This window comes from Oceaniglobus sp. K40-3 (genome assembly GCF_055808395.1).
In genome coordinates this window covers 76,759-99,072 of record NZ_JBVVRW010000003.1, presented here as the reverse complement: position 1 = coordinate 99,072, position 22,314 = coordinate 76,759, and the positions used below count along the sequence as shown (strand labels likewise).

The following is a 22,314-nucleotide window of genomic DNA, read 5'->3' as shown; positions in this document are numbered from 1 at the left end:
AACATGCCGCTGAATCGCAAAATCCACGCCAGCAGGTCATGAAAGCCGCATCGGTTCCCACACCAAGGTTGAGACTGCCGGCATCAAGGAGAGACAATCCGCAGATCAGATCCTGTGCCGCCTGCGCGACACAGGCCGGTTCCGGCCGGCATCGAAATTTTACAAAGGATATTTTCATGTGGGATTTTAGCATCGGCGGTGCGCTGGGGATGATGGGGCGAACGCTTCCGTTCATCCTTTTGCGCATCGCCGTTTATTTTGGCATTACGCTGGGGTACATTCTGGTTACCGGTGCGGGTGCCGGTGTCGGCTGGGGCATCGGCGGCTTTGGCGACGACGGGTTCCGCGCCAGCACCACCATGTGGGGCGGCATTGCGGGTTTCGGTATCTTTGGCGCGATCATGTACTGGGCGCGGGAATACATCCTTTATATCGTCAAGGCCGGGCATATCGCGGTGCTGATCGAACTGATCGCCGGCAAACCGATGCCCGAAGGGCGCGGCCAGATCGCCCACGCAACAGCGGTGGTCAAGGAACGGTTTCCGCAGGCCAGCGTGCTGTTCGCTGTCGACCAGCTTGTCAAGGGGGTCATCAAGGCGATCACCGGGCTGGTGCGCGGTCTGCTGACGATCCTGCCGATCCCCGGCGCACAGCAATTGGCCAGCATCCTGGCCGCCTTTCTGCGCGTCGCCGTCGGCTTTGTGGATGAGGTGATCCTCGCCTATGCCATCCGCACCCGGTCAACCGATGCCTGGGGGTCTGCCAAATCGGCGCTGGTGCTTTATGCGCAGAATTACAAACCAATGCTGAAGAATGCCGCATGGCTGGCGATCATCGTTTATGGTCTCAGCTTTCTGGTGTTCATTGTCATGCTGGCACCGGCGGCTTTGGTCGTTTACCTGATGCCGGGTGCCTGGGCGGCGGGCGGTGTCGTCTTTGCCCTGTTGTTCGCCTGGAGCGTGAAGGCGGCCCTTCTTGAACCCTTCGCCATCACCTGCATGATGCAGGTCTATTTCAGCACCATCGAAGGCCAGCAGCCCGACGCCGAATGGGAGGCCAAGCTGGAACAGATGTCGGGCAAGTTCCGCAAGCTCAAAGAACGCGCTTTCGGCGCCGGGGGCGCGGCGGACACACCCCGGACGGATGCGAACCCGGCTTAGGGTGGAAAGCGGCGTATCGCGACACAACAGACCATGAAGGAGCGGAAGATGAAGCTGACAGCCCTGAGACTGGCCATGATGGCAATGGTCGGCAGCATGGTCTGCGCGGCCCCCGTCCGGGCCGCCGACGATGTCGTGATCGTCTATGACGCCTCGGGGTCCATGTGGGGCCAGATTGACGGCACCAGCAAGATTGAAATCGCCCGTGACGTGCTGGCAGACCTGATCAACGGCTGGGACGACAGCACCAATCTGGGCCTTGTCGCCTATGGCCACCGCAGCCAGGGCGATTGCAGCGACATCGAAACGCTGATCGCCCCCGGCCCGCTGGACAAGGCCAGTTTCATCGACACCGTCAACGGGATCAAGCCGGTGGGCAAGACACCGATTTCCGCCGCCGTTCAGCAGGCCGCCGATCTGATGTCCTATCGCGATAATCCGGCAACCGTCGTGCTGATTTCCGACGGGGTTGAAACCTGCAACGCCGATCCCTGCGCGCTCTCGGCGCAACTGGCCAAACAGGGTGTCAAATTCACCGCCCATGTGGTGGGGTTTGATCTGAAGAAAGACGAAAACGCCAATCTGGCCTGCATCGCCGAAAATACCGGCGGCATGTTCGTTGCCGCGGGCAATGCAGACGAACTGAACGATGCCCTGACGCAGGTTACAAAGACGATAGAAAAGGCGCCGACGGCCACGCCAGCCCCGGAACCGGAGCTGCCCAAAGTCACCCTGACCGGCCCCGCACAGGTCACCACCGGCGCCGTGTTCGGTTTCAGTTGGACCGGCACCATCAACGGGCGCGATTTCATCACCATCGTTCCACTGGGAGCCGACGAAGGCAGCGCCGGGGAATATATCCGCGCCGATGACGCCACCGAAGGCCACTTGACTGCCCCCGGCGCCCCCGGCCTTTACGAGTTGCGCTATGCCCTCAATCAGGACCGCCGCACTCTGGCCAGCGTTCCGATCGAGGTGGTCGACGCCAAAGTCACCCTGACCGGCCCCGCACAGGTCACCACCGGGGCCGTGTTCGGTTTCAGTTGGACGGGCACCATCAACGGGCGCGATTTCATCACCATCGTTCCACTGGGAGCGGACGAAGGCAGCGCCGGGGAATATATCCGCGCCGATGATGCCACCGAAGGCCACCTGACCGCCCCCGGCGCCCCCGGCCTTTACGAGCTGCGCTATGCCCTCAATCAGGACCGCCGCACTCTGGCCAGCGTTCCCATCGAGGTGGTCGAGGCCGAGATTGGAATCGCCGGCCCCGGCGTCGTCCGTGCCAAGTCGGATGTGGCTGTCAGTTGGTCGGCCTCGATCAATGGGCGGGACTTTATCACGATCGTCCCGCTGGGGGCGGAGGAAGGCAGCGCGGGGGAATATATCCGCGCCGGTGACGCCACCGAGGGGCGGCTGACCGCGCCTGACACACCCGGCCTTTACGAGCTGCGTTATGTGCTCAATCAGGGCCGCCGCACATTGGCGAGCGCATCTTTGGAAGTGGTTGGCGCCGACGCGCCGCTTGATGATGGTGCGGGGCTGTCGGTGCCGGAAACGGCGGCGCCGGGCGCGACGATCACGGTCACCTGGACCGGGCAAAGCGACAGCAAAGATCAGCGGATCGCACTTGCCCGAAAGGATCAACCCGATTTCAGCTGGATCTCGGTTCACAAGATTGGCGCGGAAAAGACGATGGATCTGACAATGCCCGACAAGGCAGGAGTGTACGAGGTGCGCTTTCTGGATGTTGCCGGGCGCGCGCTTCTTGGTCGTTCGGTCGTGACGGTGAAGTGAAACCGGCGCCCCTCGACATGGCCGCATCGCGGGTCAGAGGGGCGCCCCAGGTGTTTCATGTCGTCGTCTGATTGATCTGCTCATCAGCCGGTTTACTTGCTCTCCCAGAACTCTCCGGTGGGGAGCACGGGGGACGCCTCCATTTCATCTGCATCCAGCATGGCCGCGACCCGTTCCAGGGATGAAACGAGTTGCGACTGTTCCCAATCGGCAAGTTCCGAAAAGGCCCGGACATAGCGTTGCTGAAGCGCGTCGGGCGCGCCTTCCAGCACGCTCCGGCCCACAGTTGTCATGACGACATTGACCTGCCGGCGATCCACCTGTGACGATTCACGTGCAACCAGCCCCCGCGCCACCAGTTTATCGACCAGCGTTGTCACCGTGGCCTGGCTGACCCCCATCTGCCTGGCCAGGGTCTTGGGGATCACGCTGTCCTTTTCATCGACGATCTGCATCACCCGCAGTTGCGCCGGTGTCATGCCTGCCGCCTGGGCAAGATTGCGGGCGTAATGCTCGGTCGCGCGCAGGATGCGATGCAGCGCGATCAGGCTTTCGTCCGTCCGGTTGTGCAGAAGATTCGTCATGGCACAGATCATTGCACGATGTTGCAAACGGCTCAATCTTTCAGGCGAACCGGGCCGGGGGGCACCGCACAGAGGCCCTGCACAATAATTCGGCAATCTAACCATAATACGCCAAAAATCTTATATTTTACCGTGAATGCGCCAAATTCCGAGATATTTTACTTTGGATGTTGAACTATAATCGTTCATCCCCTATTTCCATGCACGAACCAAGGAAGAGACCAAAGCGAATGCCAAAAGACACAGTTGCCCTGAGAACACCTGCGCCCCGGCTGCGCAAACCGGATGCGACCGACGGGGCCGCCATTTGGGAACTTGTCCGCGATTGCAAACCGCTTGATGAAAATTCGATGTATGCGAACCTGATTCAGGTGGATCATTTTCGCGACACCTGTGTGGTTGCCGAACTTGACGACGAAATCGTCGGCTGGATTTCCGGGCATATGATTCCGGGAGAGGACGCATTTTTTGTCTGGCAGGTCGCTGTCAGCCCCAAGGCGCGCGGCCTGGGGTTGGGTCACGACATGCTGTTCGACCTTATCAATCGTGACGAAACCGAAGGCGCCGACGTGCTCAAGACCACGATCACCAGAGACAACGATGCCTCTTGGGGGATGTTCCGCAGCTTCGCCCGCAAGGTTGGCGGGCGTTTGACCGATGAACCCCACTTTACGAAGGATGCGCATTTCGGCGGCGCCCACGATACCGAACATATGTTGTCGATCGAATTGCCCGCCGCGCCCGCGATCAAGCGTTCGGCCTGACCGCGGCCTTCTGACAAACACCTGATATCCAAAAACGGAAAGGATTCACCATGCCCAAAGACATGGCACAGAATACCTCTATCTTCACCCGCCGCGAAAGCGAGGCCCGCTCTTACTGCCGCGACATGAACGCCGTGTTCACGCGCGCCAGTGGCTCGGAAATGTTCGACGCCGAAGGCAACCGCTATATTGATTTCCTCGCCGGGTGTTCTTCGCTGAACTATGGCCACAACGACCCCGACATGAAAACCGCGCTGATCGACCATATCGCGGGCGACGGAATTGCCCATGGTCTTGATTTCCACACGGATGCGAAAAGCGCGTTCCTGAAGGCCTATGAGGACAACATCCTTGCCCCGCGCGCCATGGATTACAAGATCATGATGACCGGCCCGACCGGCACCAACGCCGTGGAAGCAGCGATCAAACTGGCCCGCAAGGTGACGGGACGGCGCAATGTGATCGCCTTTACCAACGGGTTTCACGGGATGACCATGGGCGCGCTGGCCCTGACCGGCAATGCCGCCAAACGGGGCGGTGCGGGCAGCGGATCATTGTCCGATGTCACCCATATGCCGTTTGAGGGCGCCATGGGCGAAACCGTCGACACGCTGGAACTGATCGACGCGATGCTGTCGAACGCCTCATCGGGCATCGACGCACCGGCGGCCTTTGTGTTTGAACCGATCCAGGGCGAAGGCGGGCTGAACGCGGCCTCCGACGACTGGATGCGCGGCATTGAAAAACTCGCCCGCAAACATGGCGCGCTGCTGATCATTGATGACATTCAGGCCGGGTGTGGCCGGTCCGGCAGCTTCTTTTCGTTTGAGAGTGCCGGGATCAAACCTGACATGATCACGCAGGCAAAATCCCTGTCCGGTTTCGGGCTGCCCTTTGCCGCGCTGCTGATCAAGCCAGAGCACGACATCTGGAAACCGGCCGAGCATAACGGCACCTTCCGGGGCAACACCCATGCCTTTGTGACGGCGCGTGTCGCGCTTGAAAAATTCTGGTCGGATGATCGGTTCGAAAAGGAAATCGGTGAAAAATCCGCCCTACTGACCAAATCTCTGAAAGATGTGGCCGCCCTGATCGACGATGCCACCCTCAAGGGGCGCGGCATGATGCAGGGTGTTGATGTCGGGTCCGGCGATCTGGCCTCGGCGATCTGTGCGCGGGCGTATGAGCGGGGCCTTGTGATCGAAACATCCGGCGCCGAGGGCGAAGTCGTCAAATTCCTTGCCCCGCTCACGACCGCGCCTAAGGTCATGGCAGAAGGGTTTGCCATCCTCATGGAGGCGACTCGGGATGCAACCAACACAATGAAAATAGCGGCGGAGTGACAGTAAAATGATTGTACGGGATTTCAACGAACTTACGAAAACCGACCGCCACATCGCGGATGCAGAGTGGACCTCGACACGCATGTTGCTGGCCGATGACAAGATGGGGTTTTCCTTTCACATCACCGTTTTGCAGGCGGGTTCGGAACATACGTTCCATTACAAGCACCACTTTGAAAGTGTCTATTGCATGAAGGGCAAAGGCTCGATCACCGATCTGGCCACGGGCGAAACCCATCAGATTCATCCCGGGGTGATGTATGCCCTCAACCTGCATGACAAACATATCCTGCGGGCCGAGGAAGAACTGCACATGGCCTGCTGTTTCAACCCGCCGGTAACGGGCAAGGAAGTGCATCGTGAAGACGGCTCCTATGCCCCGGCAGAAGAACTCGTGTCCCAATCATGACCGAGGCAACCCATACAGTCGAGAAAATCGGCGGAACGTCGATGTCCCGGGTGCGCGAACTGAAAGACACACTGTTTTTCGGTGACCGCACGGGGGCCGATCTCTATGGCCGCGTTTTCGTGGTGTCCGCCTTTGGCGGGATCACGAACCTGCTGCTGGAGGACAAGAAAACCGGCGCGCCCGGTGTCTATGGGCATTTCATCAACGCCGATACCAAACACCACTGGCAAGAGGCGATTACCCAGGTCGCCGACGAGATGCGCAAGCTGAACCGCGAGGCGCTTGATCACCCGGCCGACATCGAACAGGCGGATGCTTTTGTTGCTGATCGGATGCTCGGGGCGCACAACTGCCTGATCGATCTGCAACGGCTCTGCGCCTATGGGCATTTCCGCCTGTCCGAACATATGCTGCAAATCCGCGAGCTGCTTTCGGGACTGGGCGAGGCGCATTCCGCCTTTGTGACCACCCTGATGCTGCGCAGCGCCGGCATAAGCGCCCGTTTTGTCGACCTGTCAGGATGGCGCGATGAGGGCAACGTGACCCTGGATGAGCGGATCGCCAGCGCGATGGAGAAAATCGACCCGCACACCGAGATGCCGATCGTCACCGGCTATGCGCAATGCGCCGAGGGGCTGATGCGCGAATTCGACCGCGGCTATTCCGAGGTGACCTTTTCAAAGCTCGCCGCCCTGACAGACGCCCGCGAGGCGATCATCCACAAGGAATTCCACCTGTCGTCCGCCGACCCCAAACTTGTCGGGGCCGCCGCCGTTGCCAAGCTGGGGCGCACCAATTACGACGTTGCCGACCAACTGGCCAACATGGGCATGGAGGCCATTCACCCCAAGGCGGCCAAAACCCTGCGCCAGGCCGATGTGCCGCTGCGGGTGACCAACGCCTTCGAACCCCACGACCCCGGCACGCTGATCGACGACCGGCAGGCCGAAACCCCGGCTGTCGAAATCATCACCGGCCTTAACATCATGGTGCTGGAGGTGTTCGAACAGGATATGGTCGGCGTCAAAGGCTATGACGCGGTGATTCTCGACAACCTCAAACGCCACGACGCCCGGATCGTGTCGAAGGTGTCGAACGCCAATACGATCACCCATTACCTCGACACCTCGCTCAAGGCGACGCGGCGGATCGAAAAGGACATCGCAAAGGCGTTTCCGGCCGCCAAGATCACCACCCGCACGCTGGCAATGGCATCCGTCATCGGGCGCGACCTGAGCGGCCTTTCCGTGCTGCAACGCGGGCTGCAAACCATCGCCGATGCAGGGCTTTCGACCATCGGCGCCAGTCAGGGATCGCGAAAGGTCGAGGTGCAGTTCATCCTGGACCGCGAAGCCCTGCAACCGGTTATCAAGGCCCTGCACGCCGAATTCATCGAACGCGCCCGGCCGCAGCTGACACGTGCCGCATGATCCGGTGACCTGCCACCAGACCTGAGAGCGCGCCGGTTTATGGCCGCGCCTATCGTTTGGCGGCGCCGTGCGCCGTTGTTCCTTTACCTTCGCAGGATAAGGGGCAACGGCGCACGGCCAGCACATACCCCTGACAGCATTGTTCCCGCGACCGGCCCCTGCCATTTGCAGCCAGTGCCCGCGTCGACGTGAGCGGTGTGGCTGGGCGTTATTTGAAACGCGGCCACACCTTTCAGCAACACAATTTTCATCATCGCGAAATAGCATTGTTTCAGAATTAGAAACACAGTTTTCAGGCGAATTCCTTTGCCTTGGTTACGCCATAATTACAACCTAGGGTAGTAATTGATTAGCGAATCTCCCCATTACCGGGAGTGCCAGTGTAGGAATATCAAATGCCTGACAAGACAATCACCCTTTATGACCCATTCCTTGGACTTGTCTCTGGCACCGGCGATGCGTCGCTCAAGTTGACCGACGCTGATGACAATTTTTTCGAAATTCCAGATCAGACCGGAAACAACCAGACGGCGACGCTGGATGGATCTCCCGTGACGATCAACGCCATCGAACAGGCTGTTGGCCCGCAATTGGTGGTGGCAAACGTTGGTGGCATAAGCGTGAACCTGAACCTGACGCCAGTGCGCGTTACGGTTGAAGATGGCCTGATCGACCATTCTTACATTTACTTTCCGGGCTTGCCGGATGGTGCCACGATCACCGTCGGCCTCTCGGTGCCGTTGCTGTTCCCGTCAGATGTCGCTGTGCCGCTTTGCCTTGCCTCCAACACCCTTTTGCGCACGGCGGACGGGCTTCGCCCGATCGGAAGCATCCTTCCCGGCGAACAGGTCTACACCCTTGATGGCGGGCTTCAGACGGTGTGTTGGGTCGGGCGGCAGCGGGTTGATTTCGTGCATTGTCCGGACATGCAGAAACACGCGCCCATTCTGATCAGGAAGGATGCCTTCGGAGAGGGCCGCCCATTCCGCGATCTGACGTTATCGCCCCAGCATGCGGTGATGTTCGATGGCTGGGAAGCCAGCTATTTCACCGGCGAGGATGAAGTGCTGGCCGTTGCCCGGTCACTGGTTAACGGCAAAACGGTTATCGCGCTCGAGGAATGCGATGAGATCGAATATTGCCACATTCTGTTCGAGGAACATCACGTGATGTGGGCCCATGGTCTCCCGGTTGAAAGCCTGTTTCTCGGGGATCTGGCCGCAGACACCCTGCTTGCCCACAAGCGCGAGGAACTGATGGATGTCTTTCCCAGTATCAATGCAATGAAAAAGCGGTTTCAACATCGCGCCCGCGCCCGGGTCAAATCTTTTGAAGTTGTCGCAATGCTTCAGGGTGCAGCCTAGCCGACATTCTGCCGGGATGGTCGCAATTGAATCTTACGGGTTCTGCAAATCACCGGAACCGCAATCAGGAGACTGAAAATATGCTTGCCAAAGGAACGAGGATCACCACCCATTCGAACGGTACAACGATACCCGTTCAGGATCTGCGCCCCGGCGATGAGGTTTACTGCCCCCTGACGGGCAGCCTGCACCGGATTGTCAACATCATGTCGCGGGTTGCACATTTCAAAACGGGGCAGGCCCAGACGCTTGATGAAAGCCTGCGTCCGGTTCGGTTGCGGCGCGGTTCTCTCAGGGGGCGCGCCCACTGGAAGATCTCATAACATCAGCGGCGCAGCAGATTTTTGTCGCGCGCCCCTCTGCAAAGGGTGTCGCGACACTGGAACTCGAAACCTGTTCTGACCAGATGGCAAACGGCAAGGCCGAATTTGAGGAGTGCAACTCGATCCGGTATTATGCGATCTTTACCAAATCCGGCTGTGCGATTTGCGCCAACGAAGCGTTGGTTCGCTCGTATGGGTCGGCCTGGGTCAAGGCCGACGGGGAAAAAACCGCACCTGTCGAAAAGCGCGCCAAACTGCCAGAGGCCATACATGCCGGGGATCGGCTTGTTGCTTATGGTCGTCCCCTGCAAGCGGCCGGCGCCTCTGTGTGATTGCACCTGAAACAGCCCGTGACGGCACGGCGCAAAGGGGAAATGCAAACCACTGAGCGCCGGTCAAAAGGCAAAGTCATCCAGGCGGATCTGAAACGTGGCGCTTTCGTCATTGTAAAGATCGGCGGTCGAGGCGATGCGCGCATATCCAACTTCTAAGGTCATGCCGGGCCGGGCCTGCCAGGACAACGTCAGCCCCATCGACGTGTCCCGCCGCGCGACGCCAAGAAAGCTGCCGCCGGACGAGGTGGAATGCCACAGCCCGATCCCTGTCGGATGGCCCGCAGTCAGCCAGCGGACATCAAGGCTCGCGCGGCGATCAAGCACGTTCGTTCCGGCAACGGGCGCCCCCAAGGTGAAGGACATCTCGGTCACCGCATGGCCCCACACCGAGCTGAGCGCGATTGTCCCCGTGGTCTGGCTATGGGCGTTGGTCTGGGTTTGCGCCAGTTCACCGCGCAGTTCGTGATAGCCGGAAGGTGTTTCGAACAGTGTCGACAGGGTCACGCTGCCACGGTTCAGGCGGGTCGCCGCCAGATCGCGCTTGTTCACGGCGCTTAGCAGGCAACCGTCAAGAAACACCCATCGCACCAGATTGTTGCGCGTGCAAAACTGCAACGTCCCCCGGTGAAAACCAAGATCGCCCTTTGGCGCCCAGCCCAGTTTCCCTTCGCCGCTGATTTCGAAAAAACGTCCGGTGCCCCACGCAAGACGGGCCGTGCCGCTGCCCTCCACCCCGAAAACCGGGCTGGAAATGGCAAGCAAATCAGGGTCGGCTGTAAACACATACCCACCGAAGGTGAAACTTTCCTGCGCAATTCCACCGTTTACGTTGCTTTCATACCCCAAAAACGGGGCCGCGCGACTATCGCTCCAGACCAGGCGCAAAGGGCCGCCGTCGTGATAGAACCCCTGCCGGGTAAGCGCGCCGCGCATTGCCTCGTTAACGCTGCGCGGCGCGCGTTTGGTCTCAAGCCACTTGCCCCAGGAAAAGGTCCGCAACCGTTCTGAGCCCGCAAGCCCGGCGATTTTTCCGCGCGCCGCAATCTGGCCGGGCGCGGGGTCTGCGTCGGCGTTTCCAGGCACGGCGGCGAAAAATGCGCCTGCAATAAAAGCAGCCCGGACAAGTTCAGGGAAGCGCATTCGGATCGACCCCGGCGAATGCGCCGTCGATACGTACCTCTGATCCCTGATCCATCCCCGTCGCAGTATAAAGCCCCGACCCCGTCAGCCCGTGCAGGTTGTCGGTATAGGCCGGATTGCCCCCGACATTGCCCCGCAGGCTGCCGTTGATGTCAAAAATCAATGGGCTGTCGGGATCGTGGATCGCCACGGTCACATCACCGCCAAAGGCACCGCTGCGGATGTTGAACGGAAGACCGGTGCCCGTTACCTCGGTTCGGACCTGGGACGCGCCCGCAACGCCCGTGCGCAACTGGATATCCGCAACCCCGGTATCGAAATCAAGCACGAGATCGACAAGCCCGCGACTGTCGCTTCCCGATAACACCGGACCATCATCTATTGTCACCCACGCGAAATTCTCACCCCTGAGGAAATAGCGCCCGGCGGTGCCCGGCACCTGTGCAAGCGGCGCCTGATCCGCCGTCAACCGCAACAGACGCGTCACGTTTTCAGCGGCCCCGGCGCCGTCGACCTTGGCGATGACTTCGATGCTGACCTTCCCGGCATAGATCGCATCGTTCAGCGTGATCAGGCTGCGGTATCCCGCCGGTGAATCCGGGTTTGCGTCTTCGAACTGTGCCAGGATACCGGCATCTTGCGGCACGGACAAATCGGACCGGACGCGATTGGCGCCATTGTGCATTGTCACATAGGTTTCGAACGCGGCAGACTCCGGCACATCGACCCCGGGATCCAGAGCGGAACCACCCGAACAGGCGGCGGCGAAAAGACAGCAGGCGAAAAACCCGGATGTTGGAAAATGTGTCATAGGCATCCCAAGAGGTGCAGTTCCGTTCTGAATGGCACGATACGCTTTGATTCTGCCAAAATTCAATGGCCAGATATACAACCTAAGCACGATTTGAAATGCGAATACTATACTTTATGGTTTGCCTACGGGTGCCGGTGATCGGTCACGAACCGGTGTCGGGGCATGGGCGCGGCGGCTAGGGACCGGTTGACGTGTTCCATTTTCGCATCGGTCCGCCGGCCCGTTCTGTCAGTGCTTGCCCGATGACCTGAAATCAACCAAAGGCGCTTGGCTTCCATAATTTCGCCTTTAAGTTGTGCGCAAATCCCTTATGGTACCTCAGATCGCGCATGTTATCCTCATTCCTGTTTGTCCCGAATCCAGTGAGGATCTTAAAAATGAAACTCGATATCACCGGGTCAGAGGGTGCAATGTGGCGCAACGCCGGAACGGATCAATGGGGTATTGTCGCGTGTCCAACGACAGGATGAGGCGATCACGAGTCTTCCGCTTGCGCGGCTTCAGCTCTGCGACGACGCGCCATTTGTTCGATGAATACATCAACGCCCGGTCGGCCATCGTTAAAATGGGCCGCACCTGTGCCGCGTCCTGTATCTGTATCGTGCTGGCCGGGTGCGGAACAAACATCCTGCTGCCCGGCGAATTGGAAACCGCCCTCGCGCAAGAGCCGTTCATCCCGCAACGGCTGGACAGTGCCTGGGTTTCTGTTCCCGGCACAGAGATGGTGCAAGAGCGATTGGTCGGGCCATTCGCGGAACAACGTATCCTGCTGGTGAACAAGACGGCCATGCGCGGCGACAATGTTATCATGCTGCGGGCGCAAGGCGCCGACCTGTCCACCAACGGACGGTTCCAACCCGTAAAATTCCTCGCCTCGCTGAACATTGATGTTTTTCCGTTTGGCGCGATCGATGATCTTACCTTCCTCAGCGAAACGGACGAACTCGGCACGCTGAACTGGGCCGAATGGACAAACAATGCCGGACTGACCTGTGTTCTTGCCCTGCGTCGGCTTGACAGTGCAAGCCGGGTCGTGCCCGCCGGACGATCAGCATTGGACATGGTCCTGCGCAACTGTATTGTTGGAACCGCCCAACAGGCACTGATCCCGGCCCGCCCGACCCAGGCCGGGTTTGCCGCCAAAGCAAAGCGGCCGGGGCGCCCGCCGGAAATGCTCTCTCCTCTTGCCGGGCCGCTGCCGTGAAGGTCGCGAAGGCCATATCGCGCCTGGGGCTGACGGTCATGATCCTGCTCTGGCTGCTGTTGCTGGTGCCAATCATGTTCCTTGCATCCGTCCCGACGTCGATCGCCGTTCAGGGGGTGTTGGCGCTGGGGACGCTTGGCGTGCTGCTGGTCTTCAAACCCTTTGTCCAGATCAGCCTGCCCATCCGGTTCGCAACACTGGCCGTGGCAAGCTTTTTCACCCTGCGGTACTGGTTGTGGCGCCTGACCGAGACTTTGCCATCGCTGGATGAACCATTTTCCTTTGCCGCCGCGCTTGTTCTGTTCGGGGCCGAAACCTTTACTGTTGCGCTGTTTTTCCTGACCGCCCTTGTCACGGCTGACCCAACCGAACCCAAACCGCCAGCGCCGGTCCGGCTCAAGGATGCGCCCAGGGTCGACATTCTGGTTCCGTCCTACAATGAACCCGACGAACTGCTGGCCGTCACCCTGGCCGCCGCAAAGCGGATCAACTATCCCCATGACAAGATGACCGTCGTGCTGTGTGATGACGGCGGGACAGATCAGCGGTGCAACCATTCCAACCCTGATATCGCCAAAGAATCAAAGGAACGCCGCGCCCGGCTGCAAAAGCTCTGTGCCGAACTTGGCGTTGTCTATGCCACCCGGGCGCGCAACGAAAGCGCGAAGGCCGGTAACCTGAATGCCGCCCTGAAAAACCTGAGCGGCGAGCTGTTTCTGGTTCTTGATGCAGACCATGTGCCCAGCCGGGATTTTCTGGCGCGCACGGTCGGCTATTTTGTCGACAACCCACGTCTGTTCCTGGTGCAGACGCCGCATTTTTTCATCAACCGCGACCCCATCGAACGCAACCTTGCCCTGCCCGAAACCTGCCCGTCCGAGAACGAGATGTTCTATACCACGATCCACCGGGGGCTTGACCGGCTGGGGGGCGTTCTTTTGCGGCTCGGCCGCGCTGTTGCGCCGTCGGGCGGTGGATGAAGTCGGCGGAATTTCGGGCGAAACGATTACCGAAGATGCAGAAACCGCGCTGGATATCCATTCGCGCGGCTGGGAAAGCCTGTATCTCGATCACGCGATGATCGGTGGGTTGCAGCCCGAAACCTTTGCATCGTTCATTCAGCAACGGGGCCGCTGGGCCACGGGCATGATTCAGATGCTGATCCTCAAGAATCCGATCTTCCGCTCGGGCCTGTCGATTACCCAGCGGCTTTGCTATCTCAATTCAATGAGTTTCTGGCTGTTTCCACTGATCCGCATGACCTTTCTGATCAGTCCGCTGTTTTATATGTTCTTCGGCTTTGAGATATTCGTCGTCTCCTCGACCGAGGTTCTGGTTTATATCCTGCCCTATCTGTTGATTGGCTTTCTGATCCAGAACGCCCTTTTTGCCAACGTCCGATGGCCACAGATTTCCGAGGTCTACGAGATCGCGCAGACGCCTTATCTGCTGCGCGCAATCATCGGCACGGTGCTTCGTCCGCGTGCCGCATCCTTCAAGGTGACAGTGAAGGAGGAAGAACTGGATCACGCGTTTCTGTCACCGATTTTCCTGCCGCTGCTTGGGCTGGCGGTGCTGATGCTGGTGGGCCTGATCGCCGGTGGATACCGCTGGTTTGCGTTTCCGGGCGATCGGACCGTGGTGATGATCGTGGGCGCGTGGAATCTCTATAATTTCCTGCTGACCTCATTCGCGCTGCGTGCGGTGTTCGAACGTCCCTGGCGTTTGGTAAAGGCGCGAACGGCCGTTTCCGTGCCCGCAAACCTGCAACTGATTACGGATGAGACCCGCAGCACGCCATTTGCCGCCACGATCATTTCGGCAGGGTCAAAATCCGTGATCCTGAACGTGGATGGCAACACCCGTGATCCCGACGGCAAGGTCATGCTGAGCGAGGCAAGCATCGGCAGTGCGATCGAGATACGCCCGTCGCTCGCCAGTGCGCCGGACCTTGAAAACCCGCTGCCGGCAACGGTTTCATCCGTGAAAAGCGGCGTCGACGGTGTGACCCTGAGCGTCGACATCGCGGCAAAGGACATGATCGCGGCAAGCCGCCTTGCCGCTTTTGTCACCTATGGCGACAGCGCCCGCTGGATATATTTCCGCAAGGTTCGTGCCAAACGGCGCGGTCTTTTCGTGGGGCTTGTCTTTGTGTTCCGGAAAAGCATCCTGTCGCTGCCAAAAAGTGTCATTGATTTCCTGAGCGAGCCCGCCCGGCGGCGGGCAGAGCTCAGGTTGGATACCGACCTGCCCGACAGCGAATTTCCAAAGGCCGTTGCAGTTTCCGAGCGGCCAAAAGACAAACCAGAGGACACATCCCAGGACACGGACGGGTTTCTTGAGGTCGGGGGTTAGATGGCGATGTTGCGTTGGCTTCTCCCGTTGATCGCTGCGTGTCTGGTGGCTTCGGCCCCCATGCACCCGGCATCGGCCCAGCAGATCATTCTTGAAGGATTGGAAGATCCCCAGGAACCGGACCGCGACCGGTCAGCCGTTCCCGTGGTTCCCGAAACGCCCCGTGCGATGCACGGACAGGGCGCCGCCGATGCGGCAAAAGCACACCAGCCCGCAACCACGATCATGCCGCTCAGGACACTGCGGGCACAGATTGGCGCAACCGATCACTTTCGTCTGCAAGGTCAGTTCGACCGCGCCGAATTCATATTGTTCATGCCCCGCGATACCGGTGCGGCGACGTTTCAACTGAAATCCAAAAGCGCGATCAATATCCTGCCGGAACGATCGCCGATCGAGGTGTTCGTAAACGGAACCCCGATCGGCAAGATCAGACCGGACAATTTTGACAAGGACGGCATCGACACATTGGATGTGCCCGCCGGATTGTTCCGCGCCGGGCGAAACCGCGTCGCATTGGTGGCGGTGCAGGTACACCGCATTTTTTGCGGGCCGGAAGCGTCGTTCAGCCTGTGGACAGATATCGCACTGGCCGACAGCGGCGTCGAGATCGCCACAGATGAGCTGACGCCCGATCCTTTGGGCTTTCTCGCGGCAACCGGCGCCCAACTCGCGCGGGGTGAACCGTTTTCAATCCGGATATCGGGGGCGGATTTTTCGCTTAGCGATGCGGCTGCCATTATCGCCCGTGTCGAGGATATCTTTGGCGGCACCCCACCCGAGATCAAGTTTGAGGATTACTATGCCGTTTCACCAGACCCGCCGCAACTGGCGCGGGTAGCGGCCCTGCCGCCCGACATGCTTTTGCCGGGTGGTCCCGAATTTCATCGTGGCGGCGACGGGGCGATTGTTCTGCTTACAAACAGCGGGCGGTATGCCGAAGTCGGACAGTTGCTGTTCGGAGCCCTGAAGGATTCGGGCACAAGCGATGTCACTGCGTTGTTGGCGCCGGGCCGCGAAACCCCGCTTGCCGATCTTGGTATCGCCGACATCGAAGGGCATGGCCGGTATTTCCGCGCGCCCGTGTCGTTCCGTCTGCCCCGGGATTGGTTGCTGTTGGCGTCCCAGCAGGCAGAATTGAATCTCGATTATCAATTTGACGAACAGCTTCCGAAAGGATCGCTGTTGCTGGTCAAGATCAACAACACCACAATACGCCTGCTGCCGCTGGATGATGCGGAAAAGGCCGGGCATGCCCTGAAAACCCTTCACGTTCCGTTTGCCGCGAACTTGCTTCAACCCGGCGTGAACCGCCTGACGTTCGAGGCGCTTGTGCCCGGCGATCCGCCGGATCAGGCCTGTTCCCTCAGGGATGCTCCGATTTTTCAGATCTCCGGAACAAGCACGCTGTTCGTGCCGGATTCTCCCAGCATGTCGTTGCCCGGCATTGATTCCGTTCTTGGCATCATCGGGCCCGGCTCGATCCGGCTGAGCACGGCGGCGCGCGGCACGATTCCCCTGGGCATGCTGCCGCAACTCGCCGCTGTTTACGCCAACGATCCGCCACCTGATCTGTCAGAAACGGATCTGTCGGAATTCGAACTGCACGTGGGCGTGCCTGTCGATCTGTCAACGCTGGAAGGGGACGTGGTTGATGGCAACAACGCCGCGTTGCAATCCGTTCTTCTGGCAACAGCGCAGGAAACGGCTCCGGATCCGAACCCCTGGAAAAGTGTCAACGAAGGCCCGTGGTGGCGTGGGCTTTATGAACTGGACCGGGCCGCGGCCCTGCCCTCGCGTTTGCTTGATGGTCTGATGACCATGTGGCGCGGCCCCGAGACCGACCTGCAAACCTGGTTGTCGGGCCACGCGGCCGAAGCGATGCTGATTCAGCCCGACATGGCATCGCCGGAAAAAATCTGGCTGATCATGCGCTCCAGTGCCGAACCGGCGGGCATTGTTGCCTCTCTGGCGGCCACGCACCAGGAATTCGAGGGCCCACATGGGCAGGTGTCACTGTATTCGCCCGAAATTGGCTGGGTCAGCTGGGATTCACCGAACAAGCCATTGTCACTTAACGAGGCGTTGACGTTTAGCAACATGCGCGCTGTTTTTGGAAATTACGTCACGATAACACCGTCGCGCTACATTGTTCCGCTGTTCTTATTAATCCTTTGTTCTGCGATTGTCGCTATCGGAATTGCTATCCTGACGCGGCGGAGAAGATAATGAAGCGACGGAATTTCATGACCAGTCTCGGGGCGTGTGCCGGGTTGAGCACGCTTTCTGGTATGCCGGCCCAGGGACAGGACGCCGACCTGGAAATCAATCTGCGCGATGTCTGGGCCGCGTGGCAAAGCGCCCATCTTGACGCCTCGGGCCGCGTTATCGACCGGATCCAACAGGATGCAAGCCATTCAGAGGGTCAGGCCTATGGCATGTTCATCGCCGCAACGGTCGGGGACCGGCGCACGTTCGATCGGATCGAAACCTGGACCAAAGTCAATCTTGCCGTGCGGCCTGACAACCTGCTTGCCTGGCGCTGGTTGCCCAACGCACCGGAACGGGTGCCCGACACCAACAATGCAAGCGATGGCGATCTGTTCAGGGCATGGGCTCTGCTCAAGGCGTCGCGCAAATTTTCGGTGCCGGAATATCGCGATCTGGCCCAACGCATTGCCATCGACCTGGTTGAAACATGTGTTGTTGACATCCCGGGGGTGGACGCCCTGCCGTTGATGTTGCCAGCCGCGCACGGGTTCCACACAAAAACCGGTGTCATCGTCAATCCGTGTTATTCGATGCCGCTGGCCATGACCGAACTGGCGACAGCGTTCAACCTGCCCGACCTTGCGCGCGCCGCACGCGGGGCGGTCGACCTTGAAAGCAGGCTGGCACGCGATGGCGTGGTGCCCGACTGGGTAGAGGTTGACGGCGATACCCTTCGCCCCGCCCCGGATTTTTCGTTCAACGCAGGATACGAGGCGATGCGCATACCGCTGTTCCTGATCTGGTCAGGCCTGACAGAACACCCTGCGGTGTTGCGCTATGCCGAAGCGCAGGCGCGGGCACCAAAAGGCAGCGCGGCCACCGTCATCGACCGCAAAAGCGGCGAGATCCTCGAAACCAGCGAACAGGCAGGATACAAGGCCGTCGCCGCCCTTGCCACATGTACCGCACAAAACACTGTCGGATCTGCCTTGCCGCCCTTTGTGCGGGATGATCCCTATTACCCGGCAACCCTGCAGGTGATGGCCATGATTGCCCAGGCGCAAAGTGCACCAATGTGTTTTCCCCTATGATACATACCATGAAACTCATCGCCGCCTTCGTCCTGTTTCTGGGGCTGACCGCCGTTTCCGCACTGGCGCAAACGCCGACGGACAGTGATCTCATGGCGCTTCGCTTTTACATCAGCCAGGGGAATGACCAGGCGGTGCAATCGGAAATCCGGCGCCTGCAACTGGAATATCCCGATTGGACGCCACCCGACGATCTGACCGAGGTGTCGCGCGATGTTCCTGCACAAACCATCGACAGCCTTTACCGCCTGATCGAAACAGGCGATTACGATGGTGTCCGGGCCCTGATCGAAAAAACACGCCAGACCTTTCCCGATTGGTCCCCGACCGAGGAACTGCTTCAGACGCTGGCAATCGCCGAGGCGCAGGATCGTTTTACGCGGGCTGTCAACACGGATGACGCAAACGCCGCAATCCGCATCGCGCGCAGCAACCCCGCCCTGTTGCGCTGTGAACGGGTCAACAATGCGTGGCTGCTTGCCGAACAATATCAATCTGTGGGGCAGGACGATTCAGCGCTTGCGGTCTATCGCAGCGTTCTGCGCAGTTGCGGTTCCGCGGAAATCCTGACCGCCACGCTTGAAAAATCAGCCGCTATTGCCGATGCGGCAATGCTTTCGGCACTGGCGGATATTGCGCGGGAAAATTCGCCCGCCACGGCAGAACAACTGACCGCCACGGAAAACCGGCTGCGGGCCGGGCTGAACGCCACGCCTGTCGTTGCGCCGTCCGATCAACCGCTGGCCCCGTCGGACAACGACGATCCGGCGTTCGATCCGCTGCTTGCCATGCAGTCCAGCCCCCGACCGGCCCCGCGGCCCGCAGGGCTCGACACCCGACCGGCGCCCGCTGAACTGCCGGCAAAAGCGGCCAAACCCCGCAGGTCGGGCAGCGCGCCGGCTGGGGGCGTCGCATCGTCCAAGGTGGCGCAGGCCGCAAACAGCGGCAATTGGCAAGGCTGTCTCGCGGCAACGACAAACGGCCAAAGTGGCACAGTCCTGTCTCAACGCGGGTGGTGTGCGTTGAATGCCGACCGGCCATTAGAGGCCCTGAACGATTTCAAAAAGGCCGCAACCACCGGACCCACGGCCCAGTCGCGGCGGGATTCGGCCTATGGGATGGCACTGGCGATGTTGCGCCTTGAAATGGTCGATCAAGCGGCCAGTGTCGCGGCCAATACCCATTTCAACCGCAAGCAACGTTTGGATATCGAAAGCCAGATTCTCGATAAACGTGGCGTGTTCGCCTATAACCGTGGGGATTTCCCACTTGCGATCGCGTATTTCAACGAACTTGAACGTCTGTCAGGGCGCATGCGGCGCGATCTTTCCCTGTTGCGCGGCTATGCCTATCTGAATTCCGGCAAGCGCGCGGCGGCGGTGGCAGAGTTTCGTCGCATTCATGAACAGATGGCAACGCCCGCATCACGGCGGGCATTGTCCGAGGCGCTCAACTAGCAGAGAGATATGGGCACCGGGCAGCCAGATCATTTGACGGTCCGCTGGCGCCTGGTCCATTGATCTTCGGGTGTGGTCCCTCAGGAGATTTTGGCCATTACGGCATCTGTCATGCTGACGGTCGCCACGTTCTGCATACCGAAATTGATCGACGCGGCGTGCCATTCGGCGTTCATGCTTGAACAGGCATCTTCGGGCACGATAACGCGAAACCCCTTGTCGGCGCCGGTTCGGGCGGTGTGTTCGACGCTCATGTTGGTCCATGACCCACAACAGATGATCGTGTCGCGCCGGCCATGGTGCAGGTAACTTTCCAGGCGTGTGGTTTCCCAAGCGCTCATCGACATTTTCTCGACGATCAGATCGCCCCCCTGCGGTTCAACACCCGGTGCCGGTTTCACGCCCCAGGTGCCGCGCACCAATGCGTTTTCGTCACGCAACCCCCGCAACAGCGATGCATGCTGCGCCAGAAACGGATGGTTGGGTTCACACACCATCCAGACATGCAAAACCATCACGCCCCTGGCCCGTGCGGCGGCAGCCAGGCGCGCAACATTGGCCAGAACATTTTGCTGGCGCGCGTGGTCAGGTGATCCAGTGTCGGCGAAAGCCCCGCCATCCATCATCACGTCATTCTGTAAATCCTGTATTATCAATGCGGTACGCGACCCGTCGATACGATCCTCGATCGGCATCGTGATCAACGCGGGCGTTGCCGGGGGTGCGGCCACGGGTGCGGCATGCGCCGTTTTGGGTGGCGGCGCGGGGTACATGAACGGTTCATCCATGCCCTTCGCCCGGGTCTGCACCGAATAAAGCGAGGTCGTGGCACACAGGTACAGCGTGCTCCAATCCGCACCGCCCCAATGGAGGTTCGCCACCATTTCCGGGCAGGAAATCTTGCCGATCAACTCACCATGAAAAGCGTAAACCCAAACCCCGCCCGGCGCGGTGACATAGATATTTCCCTGGCTGTCGGCCTTCATGCCGTCAGGCAGCCCCGGTTTCAGCGCGTCCTTGATGCCCCCGGCAAAGACCCGGCCATTTTCAAGCCGCCCGTCGATCACGTCAAACATGCGGATATTGGCCTGATCCGTATCATTCACCCACATCCAGCGCCCACAGGGCGAAAAGCACAAACCATTCGGTTGTGAAAACAGATACTTGTCCACCACAAGTTCAGGTTCTGCACCGGGTTGGTGCCCCGGCGGCAGACGGTACACACCCTGAAATCCCAGTTGCACCGGGCGCGGGATGCCGAAATGCTCCAACCGGCCATAGGTCGGATCGGTGAACCAGATTGCACCGTCGTTGCCGACAACAATGTCGTTCGGGCTGTTCAGGCTCGCGGCCCTGAAAATGCGAACACAACACCTCGCGCGTGCCATCGGGGCGCAGCCGCACCACGGACGACGTGGAATGTTCACAGATCAGCAGGTTCAGATCGGCATCATAAGTCATGCCGTTGCCCTTGTTGCTGGGCCGTGCAATTTCGCGCACGCCCTGCCCCGGCACATACTGGCGGCGCACATCGCCCGGCATATCCGAAAAGATCAGCGATTGATCCACCGGATGCCACAGCGGCCCTTCGGTAAAGATGAACCCGGTGGCCAGTTGGCGCACCGGTTCATGTTCGTCGAGGATGGCGTGAAAGCTGTCTGCGATGGCGATATGTCCCATGGTTTATGCCGGGAACCAGGGCCGGTCGGGCAATGTCTGGGTCAGCGGGCCGGGAACCGACATCCCTAGGCGCCCGACAACCTTTTGCCGTTCGATCTTGGCGGGTTTGTCATGGATCGGCAGCAGGAAGGTATAGTTGTTCAAAAGCTTCTTGATCGCGCCTTTTTCCTCGCGCTTGCTCTGGGAATGGTTGCCGGTCACCCGCGGCTCCATCCAGTTGTTCGTCTGCACGTGGTTCACGATCTGGTCGTTGAAATCATAGATCACATCACCGCAGATACAGGCCAGCCCTTCGGCGGTTTCGACCACCACGTTCATGCTGCCCTCGGTATGGCCACCGGCATATTCACACCAGACACCGGGAATGATTTCTTCGGCGGTGGTGATGTCGAGATCGAGAAACCGCATCGCCTCGGGTTCATAGATCCGGTCGACCAGATGCTTGATATCCGGCTTGGGGTATTGCGGATACATGATGCCGGAAACGGAAAACTCCATCTCGCGGCGGTTGATGACGACGGTGGTGTTCATCGGAAACTTGTCGTCCTGCCCGGCGTGGTCGATATGCAGATGGGTGTGCAGAACATAGCGGATATCGCCCAGTTTCAGCCCGTGTTTCGCAAGCTGGTTCTCGATCATGTTGTCGTGAAATTGCAGCCCGCGCATGCCCAGGCTTTCCATGATCGCATTGTCGCGATACCCGGTATCAACCACCACCGGATATTCGCCCCCCGTGATCAGAAAGCCATAAACCGGCACCCGGCGCACTCGGCCACATTCATGGCCCAGCACAAGAAACGAGGTTTCCAGTTCAATATCGCCATAGTCGAGAACGTGAATTTGCAAGGCCATG

Annotated in this window: 19 protein-coding genes and 1 pseudogene; 15 read left to right on the top strand and 5 right to left on the bottom strand. The window is 59.7% G+C overall.

What is annotated here, in order from left to right; genetic code table 11:
• Positions 1-176 precede the first annotated feature (176 nt).
• A complete protein-coding gene (locus tag AC0L7P_RS18880) occupies positions 177-1,160 on the top strand; it encodes a hypothetical protein (RefSeq protein ID WP_473435699.1) in 984 nt (327 codons plus the stop codon).
• Between the two features lie 48 nt (positions 1,161-1,208).
• A complete protein-coding gene (locus tag AC0L7P_RS18875; RefSeq protein ID WP_473435698.1) occupies positions 1,209-2,957 on the top strand; it encodes a VWA domain-containing protein in 1,749 nt (582 codons plus the stop codon).
• Between the two features lie 92 nt (positions 2,958-3,049).
• Here AC0L7P_RS18875 and AC0L7P_RS18870 read toward each other — a convergent pair whose 3' ends face one another.
• Positions 3,050-3,541 (bottom strand): MarR family winged helix-turn-helix transcriptional regulator, encoded by a 492-nt coding sequence (locus AC0L7P_RS18870; protein ID WP_473435697.1) that lies wholly within the window; start codon positions 3,539-3,541, stop codon positions 3,050-3,052.
• A 230-nt stretch (positions 3,542-3,771) separates the two neighbouring features.
• Between AC0L7P_RS18870 and ectA the strand changes: the two genes are divergently transcribed.
• From ectA to AC0L7P_RS18835, 7 genes are all read left to right on the top strand, one after another.
• The gene (gene ectA / locus AC0L7P_RS18865; protein WP_473435696.1) at positions 3,772-4,305 is read left to right on the top strand and encodes a diaminobutyrate acetyltransferase; all 534 of its coding nucleotides are present in this window, start codon (positions 3,772-3,774) and stop codon (positions 4,303-4,305) included.
• Positions 4,306-4,355: 50 nt separating this feature from the next.
• Positions 4,356-5,648 carry a diaminobutyrate--2-oxoglutarate transaminase gene (gene ectB, locus AC0L7P_RS18860; RefSeq protein ID WP_473435695.1) on the top strand — a complete coding sequence of 431 codons (1,293 nt, stop codon included), beginning with the start codon at positions 4,356-4,358 and terminating at the stop codon, positions 5,646-5,648.
• A 7-nt stretch (positions 5,649-5,655) separates the two neighbouring features.
• Positions 5,656-6,057 (top strand): ectoine synthase, encoded by a 402-nt coding sequence (locus AC0L7P_RS18855; RefSeq protein ID WP_473435694.1) that lies wholly within the window; start codon positions 5,656-5,658, stop codon positions 6,055-6,057.
• Positions 6,054-7,487, top strand: a complete 1,434-nt coding sequence (locus AC0L7P_RS18850) for an aspartate kinase (protein ID WP_473435693.1) — start codon at positions 6,054-6,056, stop codon at positions 7,485-7,487. The genes AC0L7P_RS18855 and AC0L7P_RS18850 overlap by 4 nt, the downstream gene beginning before the upstream one ends.
• A 395-nt stretch (positions 7,488-7,882) precedes the next feature.
• On the top strand, positions 7,883-8,851 hold the full coding sequence (locus AC0L7P_RS18845; protein WP_473435692.1) for a Hint domain-containing protein: 969 nt from the start codon (positions 7,883-7,885) through the stop codon (positions 8,849-8,851).
• Positions 8,852-8,931: 80 nt separating this feature from the next.
• Positions 8,932-9,174, top strand: a complete 243-nt coding sequence (locus AC0L7P_RS18840; RefSeq protein WP_473435691.1) for a Hint domain-containing protein — start codon at positions 8,932-8,934, stop codon at positions 9,172-9,174.
• An 83-nt stretch (positions 9,175-9,257) separates the two neighbouring features.
• Positions 9,258-9,506 (top strand): hypothetical protein, encoded by a 249-nt coding sequence (locus tag AC0L7P_RS18835; RefSeq protein ID WP_473435690.1) that lies wholly within the window; start codon positions 9,258-9,260, stop codon positions 9,504-9,506.
• A 63-nt stretch (positions 9,507-9,569) separates the two neighbouring features.
• On the opposite strand, the gene AC0L7P_RS18830 is transcribed toward AC0L7P_RS18835, so the two are convergent.
• Together AC0L7P_RS18830 and AC0L7P_RS18825 are read right to left on the bottom strand one after the other, a co-directional pair.
• A complete protein-coding gene (locus AC0L7P_RS18830; RefSeq protein ID WP_473435689.1) occupies positions 9,570-10,649 on the bottom strand; it encodes a hypothetical protein in 1,080 nt (359 codons plus the stop codon).
• On the bottom strand, positions 10,636-11,460 hold the full coding sequence (locus AC0L7P_RS18825) for a viral aspartic protease (RefSeq protein ID WP_473435688.1): 825 nt from the start codon (positions 11,458-11,460) through the stop codon (positions 10,636-10,638). The genes AC0L7P_RS18830 and AC0L7P_RS18825 overlap by 14 nt, the downstream gene beginning before the upstream one ends.
• A gap of 493 nt (positions 11,461-11,953) precedes the next feature.
• Between AC0L7P_RS18825 and AC0L7P_RS18820 the strand changes: the two genes are divergently transcribed.
• The 6 genes from AC0L7P_RS18820 to AC0L7P_RS18795 are packed head-to-tail and all read left to right on the top strand — an operon-like array spanning position 11,954 to position 19,781.
• A complete protein-coding gene (locus AC0L7P_RS18820) occupies positions 11,954-12,667 on the top strand; it encodes a hypothetical protein (RefSeq protein ID WP_473435687.1) in 714 nt (237 codons plus the stop codon).
• A complete protein-coding gene (locus tag AC0L7P_RS18815; RefSeq protein ID WP_473435686.1) occupies positions 12,664-13,647 on the top strand; it encodes a glycosyltransferase in 984 nt (327 codons plus the stop codon). Before AC0L7P_RS18820 ends, AC0L7P_RS18815 begins: the two co-directional genes overlap by 4 nt.
• Positions 13,583-15,022, top strand: a complete 1,440-nt coding sequence (locus AC0L7P_RS18810) for a glycosyltransferase family 2 protein (RefSeq protein ID WP_473435685.1) — start codon at positions 13,583-13,585, stop codon at positions 15,020-15,022. Before AC0L7P_RS18815 ends, AC0L7P_RS18810 begins: the two co-directional genes overlap by 65 nt.
• Positions 15,023-15,067: 45 nt before the next feature.
• Positions 15,068-17,251, top strand: coding sequence for a cellulose biosynthesis cyclic di-GMP-binding regulatory protein BcsB (locus AC0L7P_RS18805; RefSeq protein ID WP_473435684.1), 2,184 nt, complete (start codon positions 15,068-15,070; stop codon positions 17,249-17,251).
• Positions 17,251-18,324: a family 8 glycosyl hydrolase gene (locus AC0L7P_RS18800; protein ID WP_473435683.1), complete on the top strand. Its 1,074-nt coding sequence runs from the start codon at positions 17,251-17,253 to the stop codon at positions 18,322-18,324. Before AC0L7P_RS18805 ends, AC0L7P_RS18800 begins: the two co-directional genes overlap by 1 nt.
• Positions 18,325-18,332: 8 nt before the next feature.
• Positions 18,333-19,781 (top strand): hypothetical protein, encoded by a 1,449-nt coding sequence (locus tag AC0L7P_RS18795; protein WP_473435682.1) that lies wholly within the window; start codon positions 18,333-18,335, stop codon positions 19,779-19,781.
• A gap of 80 nt (positions 19,782-19,861) precedes the next feature.
• Here the strand turns inward: AC0L7P_RS18795 and AC0L7P_RS18790 are convergent.
• A pseudogene (locus AC0L7P_RS18790) lies at positions 19,862-21,461 on the bottom strand (isochorismatase family protein).
• A 3-nt stretch (positions 21,462-21,464) separates the two neighbouring features.
• Positions 21,465-22,313 carry an N-acyl homoserine lactonase family protein gene (locus tag AC0L7P_RS18785; protein ID WP_473435681.1) on the bottom strand — a complete coding sequence of 283 codons (849 nt, stop codon included), beginning with the start codon at positions 22,311-22,313 and terminating at the stop codon, positions 21,465-21,467.
• Between the last annotated feature and the right edge of the window lies 1 nt (position 22,314).

Excerpts from the sequence above, each read along its gene's own strand:
- AC0L7P_RS18880 (WP_473435699.1), top strand. The coding sequence starts at position 177 with ATGTGGGATTTTAGCATCGGCGGTGCGCTGGGGATGATGGGGCGAACG.
- AC0L7P_RS18875 (WP_473435698.1), top strand. The coding sequence starts at position 1,209 with ATGAAGCTGACAGCCCTGAGACTGGCCATGATGGCAATGGTCGGCAGC.
- AC0L7P_RS18870 (WP_473435697.1), bottom strand. The coding sequence starts at position 3,541 with ATGACGAATCTTCTGCACAACCGGACGGACGAAAGCCTGATCGCGCTG.
- ectA (WP_473435696.1), top strand. The coding sequence starts at position 3,772 with ATGCCAAAAGACACAGTTGCCCTGAGAACACCTGCGCCCCGGCTGCGC.
- ectB (WP_473435695.1), top strand. The coding sequence starts at position 4,356 with ATGCCCAAAGACATGGCACAGAATACCTCTATCTTCACCCGCCGCGAA.
- AC0L7P_RS18855 (WP_473435694.1), top strand. The coding sequence starts at position 5,656 with ATGATTGTACGGGATTTCAACGAACTTACGAAAACCGACCGCCACATC.
- AC0L7P_RS18850 (WP_473435693.1), top strand. The coding sequence starts at position 6,054 with ATGACCGAGGCAACCCATACAGTCGAGAAAATCGGCGGAACGTCGATG.
- AC0L7P_RS18845 (WP_473435692.1), top strand. The coding sequence starts at position 7,883 with ATGCCTGACAAGACAATCACCCTTTATGACCCATTCCTTGGACTTGTC.
- AC0L7P_RS18840 (WP_473435691.1), top strand. The coding sequence starts at position 8,932 with ATGCTTGCCAAAGGAACGAGGATCACCACCCATTCGAACGGTACAACG.
- AC0L7P_RS18835 (WP_473435690.1), top strand. The coding sequence starts at position 9,258 with ATGGCAAACGGCAAGGCCGAATTTGAGGAGTGCAACTCGATCCGGTAT.
- AC0L7P_RS18830 (WP_473435689.1), bottom strand. The coding sequence starts at position 10,649 with ATGCGCTTCCCTGAACTTGTCCGGGCTGCTTTTATTGCAGGCGCATTT.
- AC0L7P_RS18825 (WP_473435688.1), bottom strand. The coding sequence starts at position 11,460 with ATGACACATTTTCCAACATCCGGGTTTTTCGCCTGCTGTCTTTTCGCC.
- AC0L7P_RS18800 (WP_473435683.1), top strand. The coding sequence starts at position 17,251 with ATGAAGCGACGGAATTTCATGACCAGTCTCGGGGCGTGTGCCGGGTTG.
- AC0L7P_RS18795 (WP_473435682.1), top strand. The coding sequence starts at position 18,333 with ATGAAACTCATCGCCGCCTTCGTCCTGTTTCTGGGGCTGACCGCCGTT.
- AC0L7P_RS18785 (WP_473435681.1), bottom strand. The coding sequence starts at position 22,313 with ATGGCCTTGCAAATTCACGTTCTCGACTATGGCGATATTGAACTGGAA.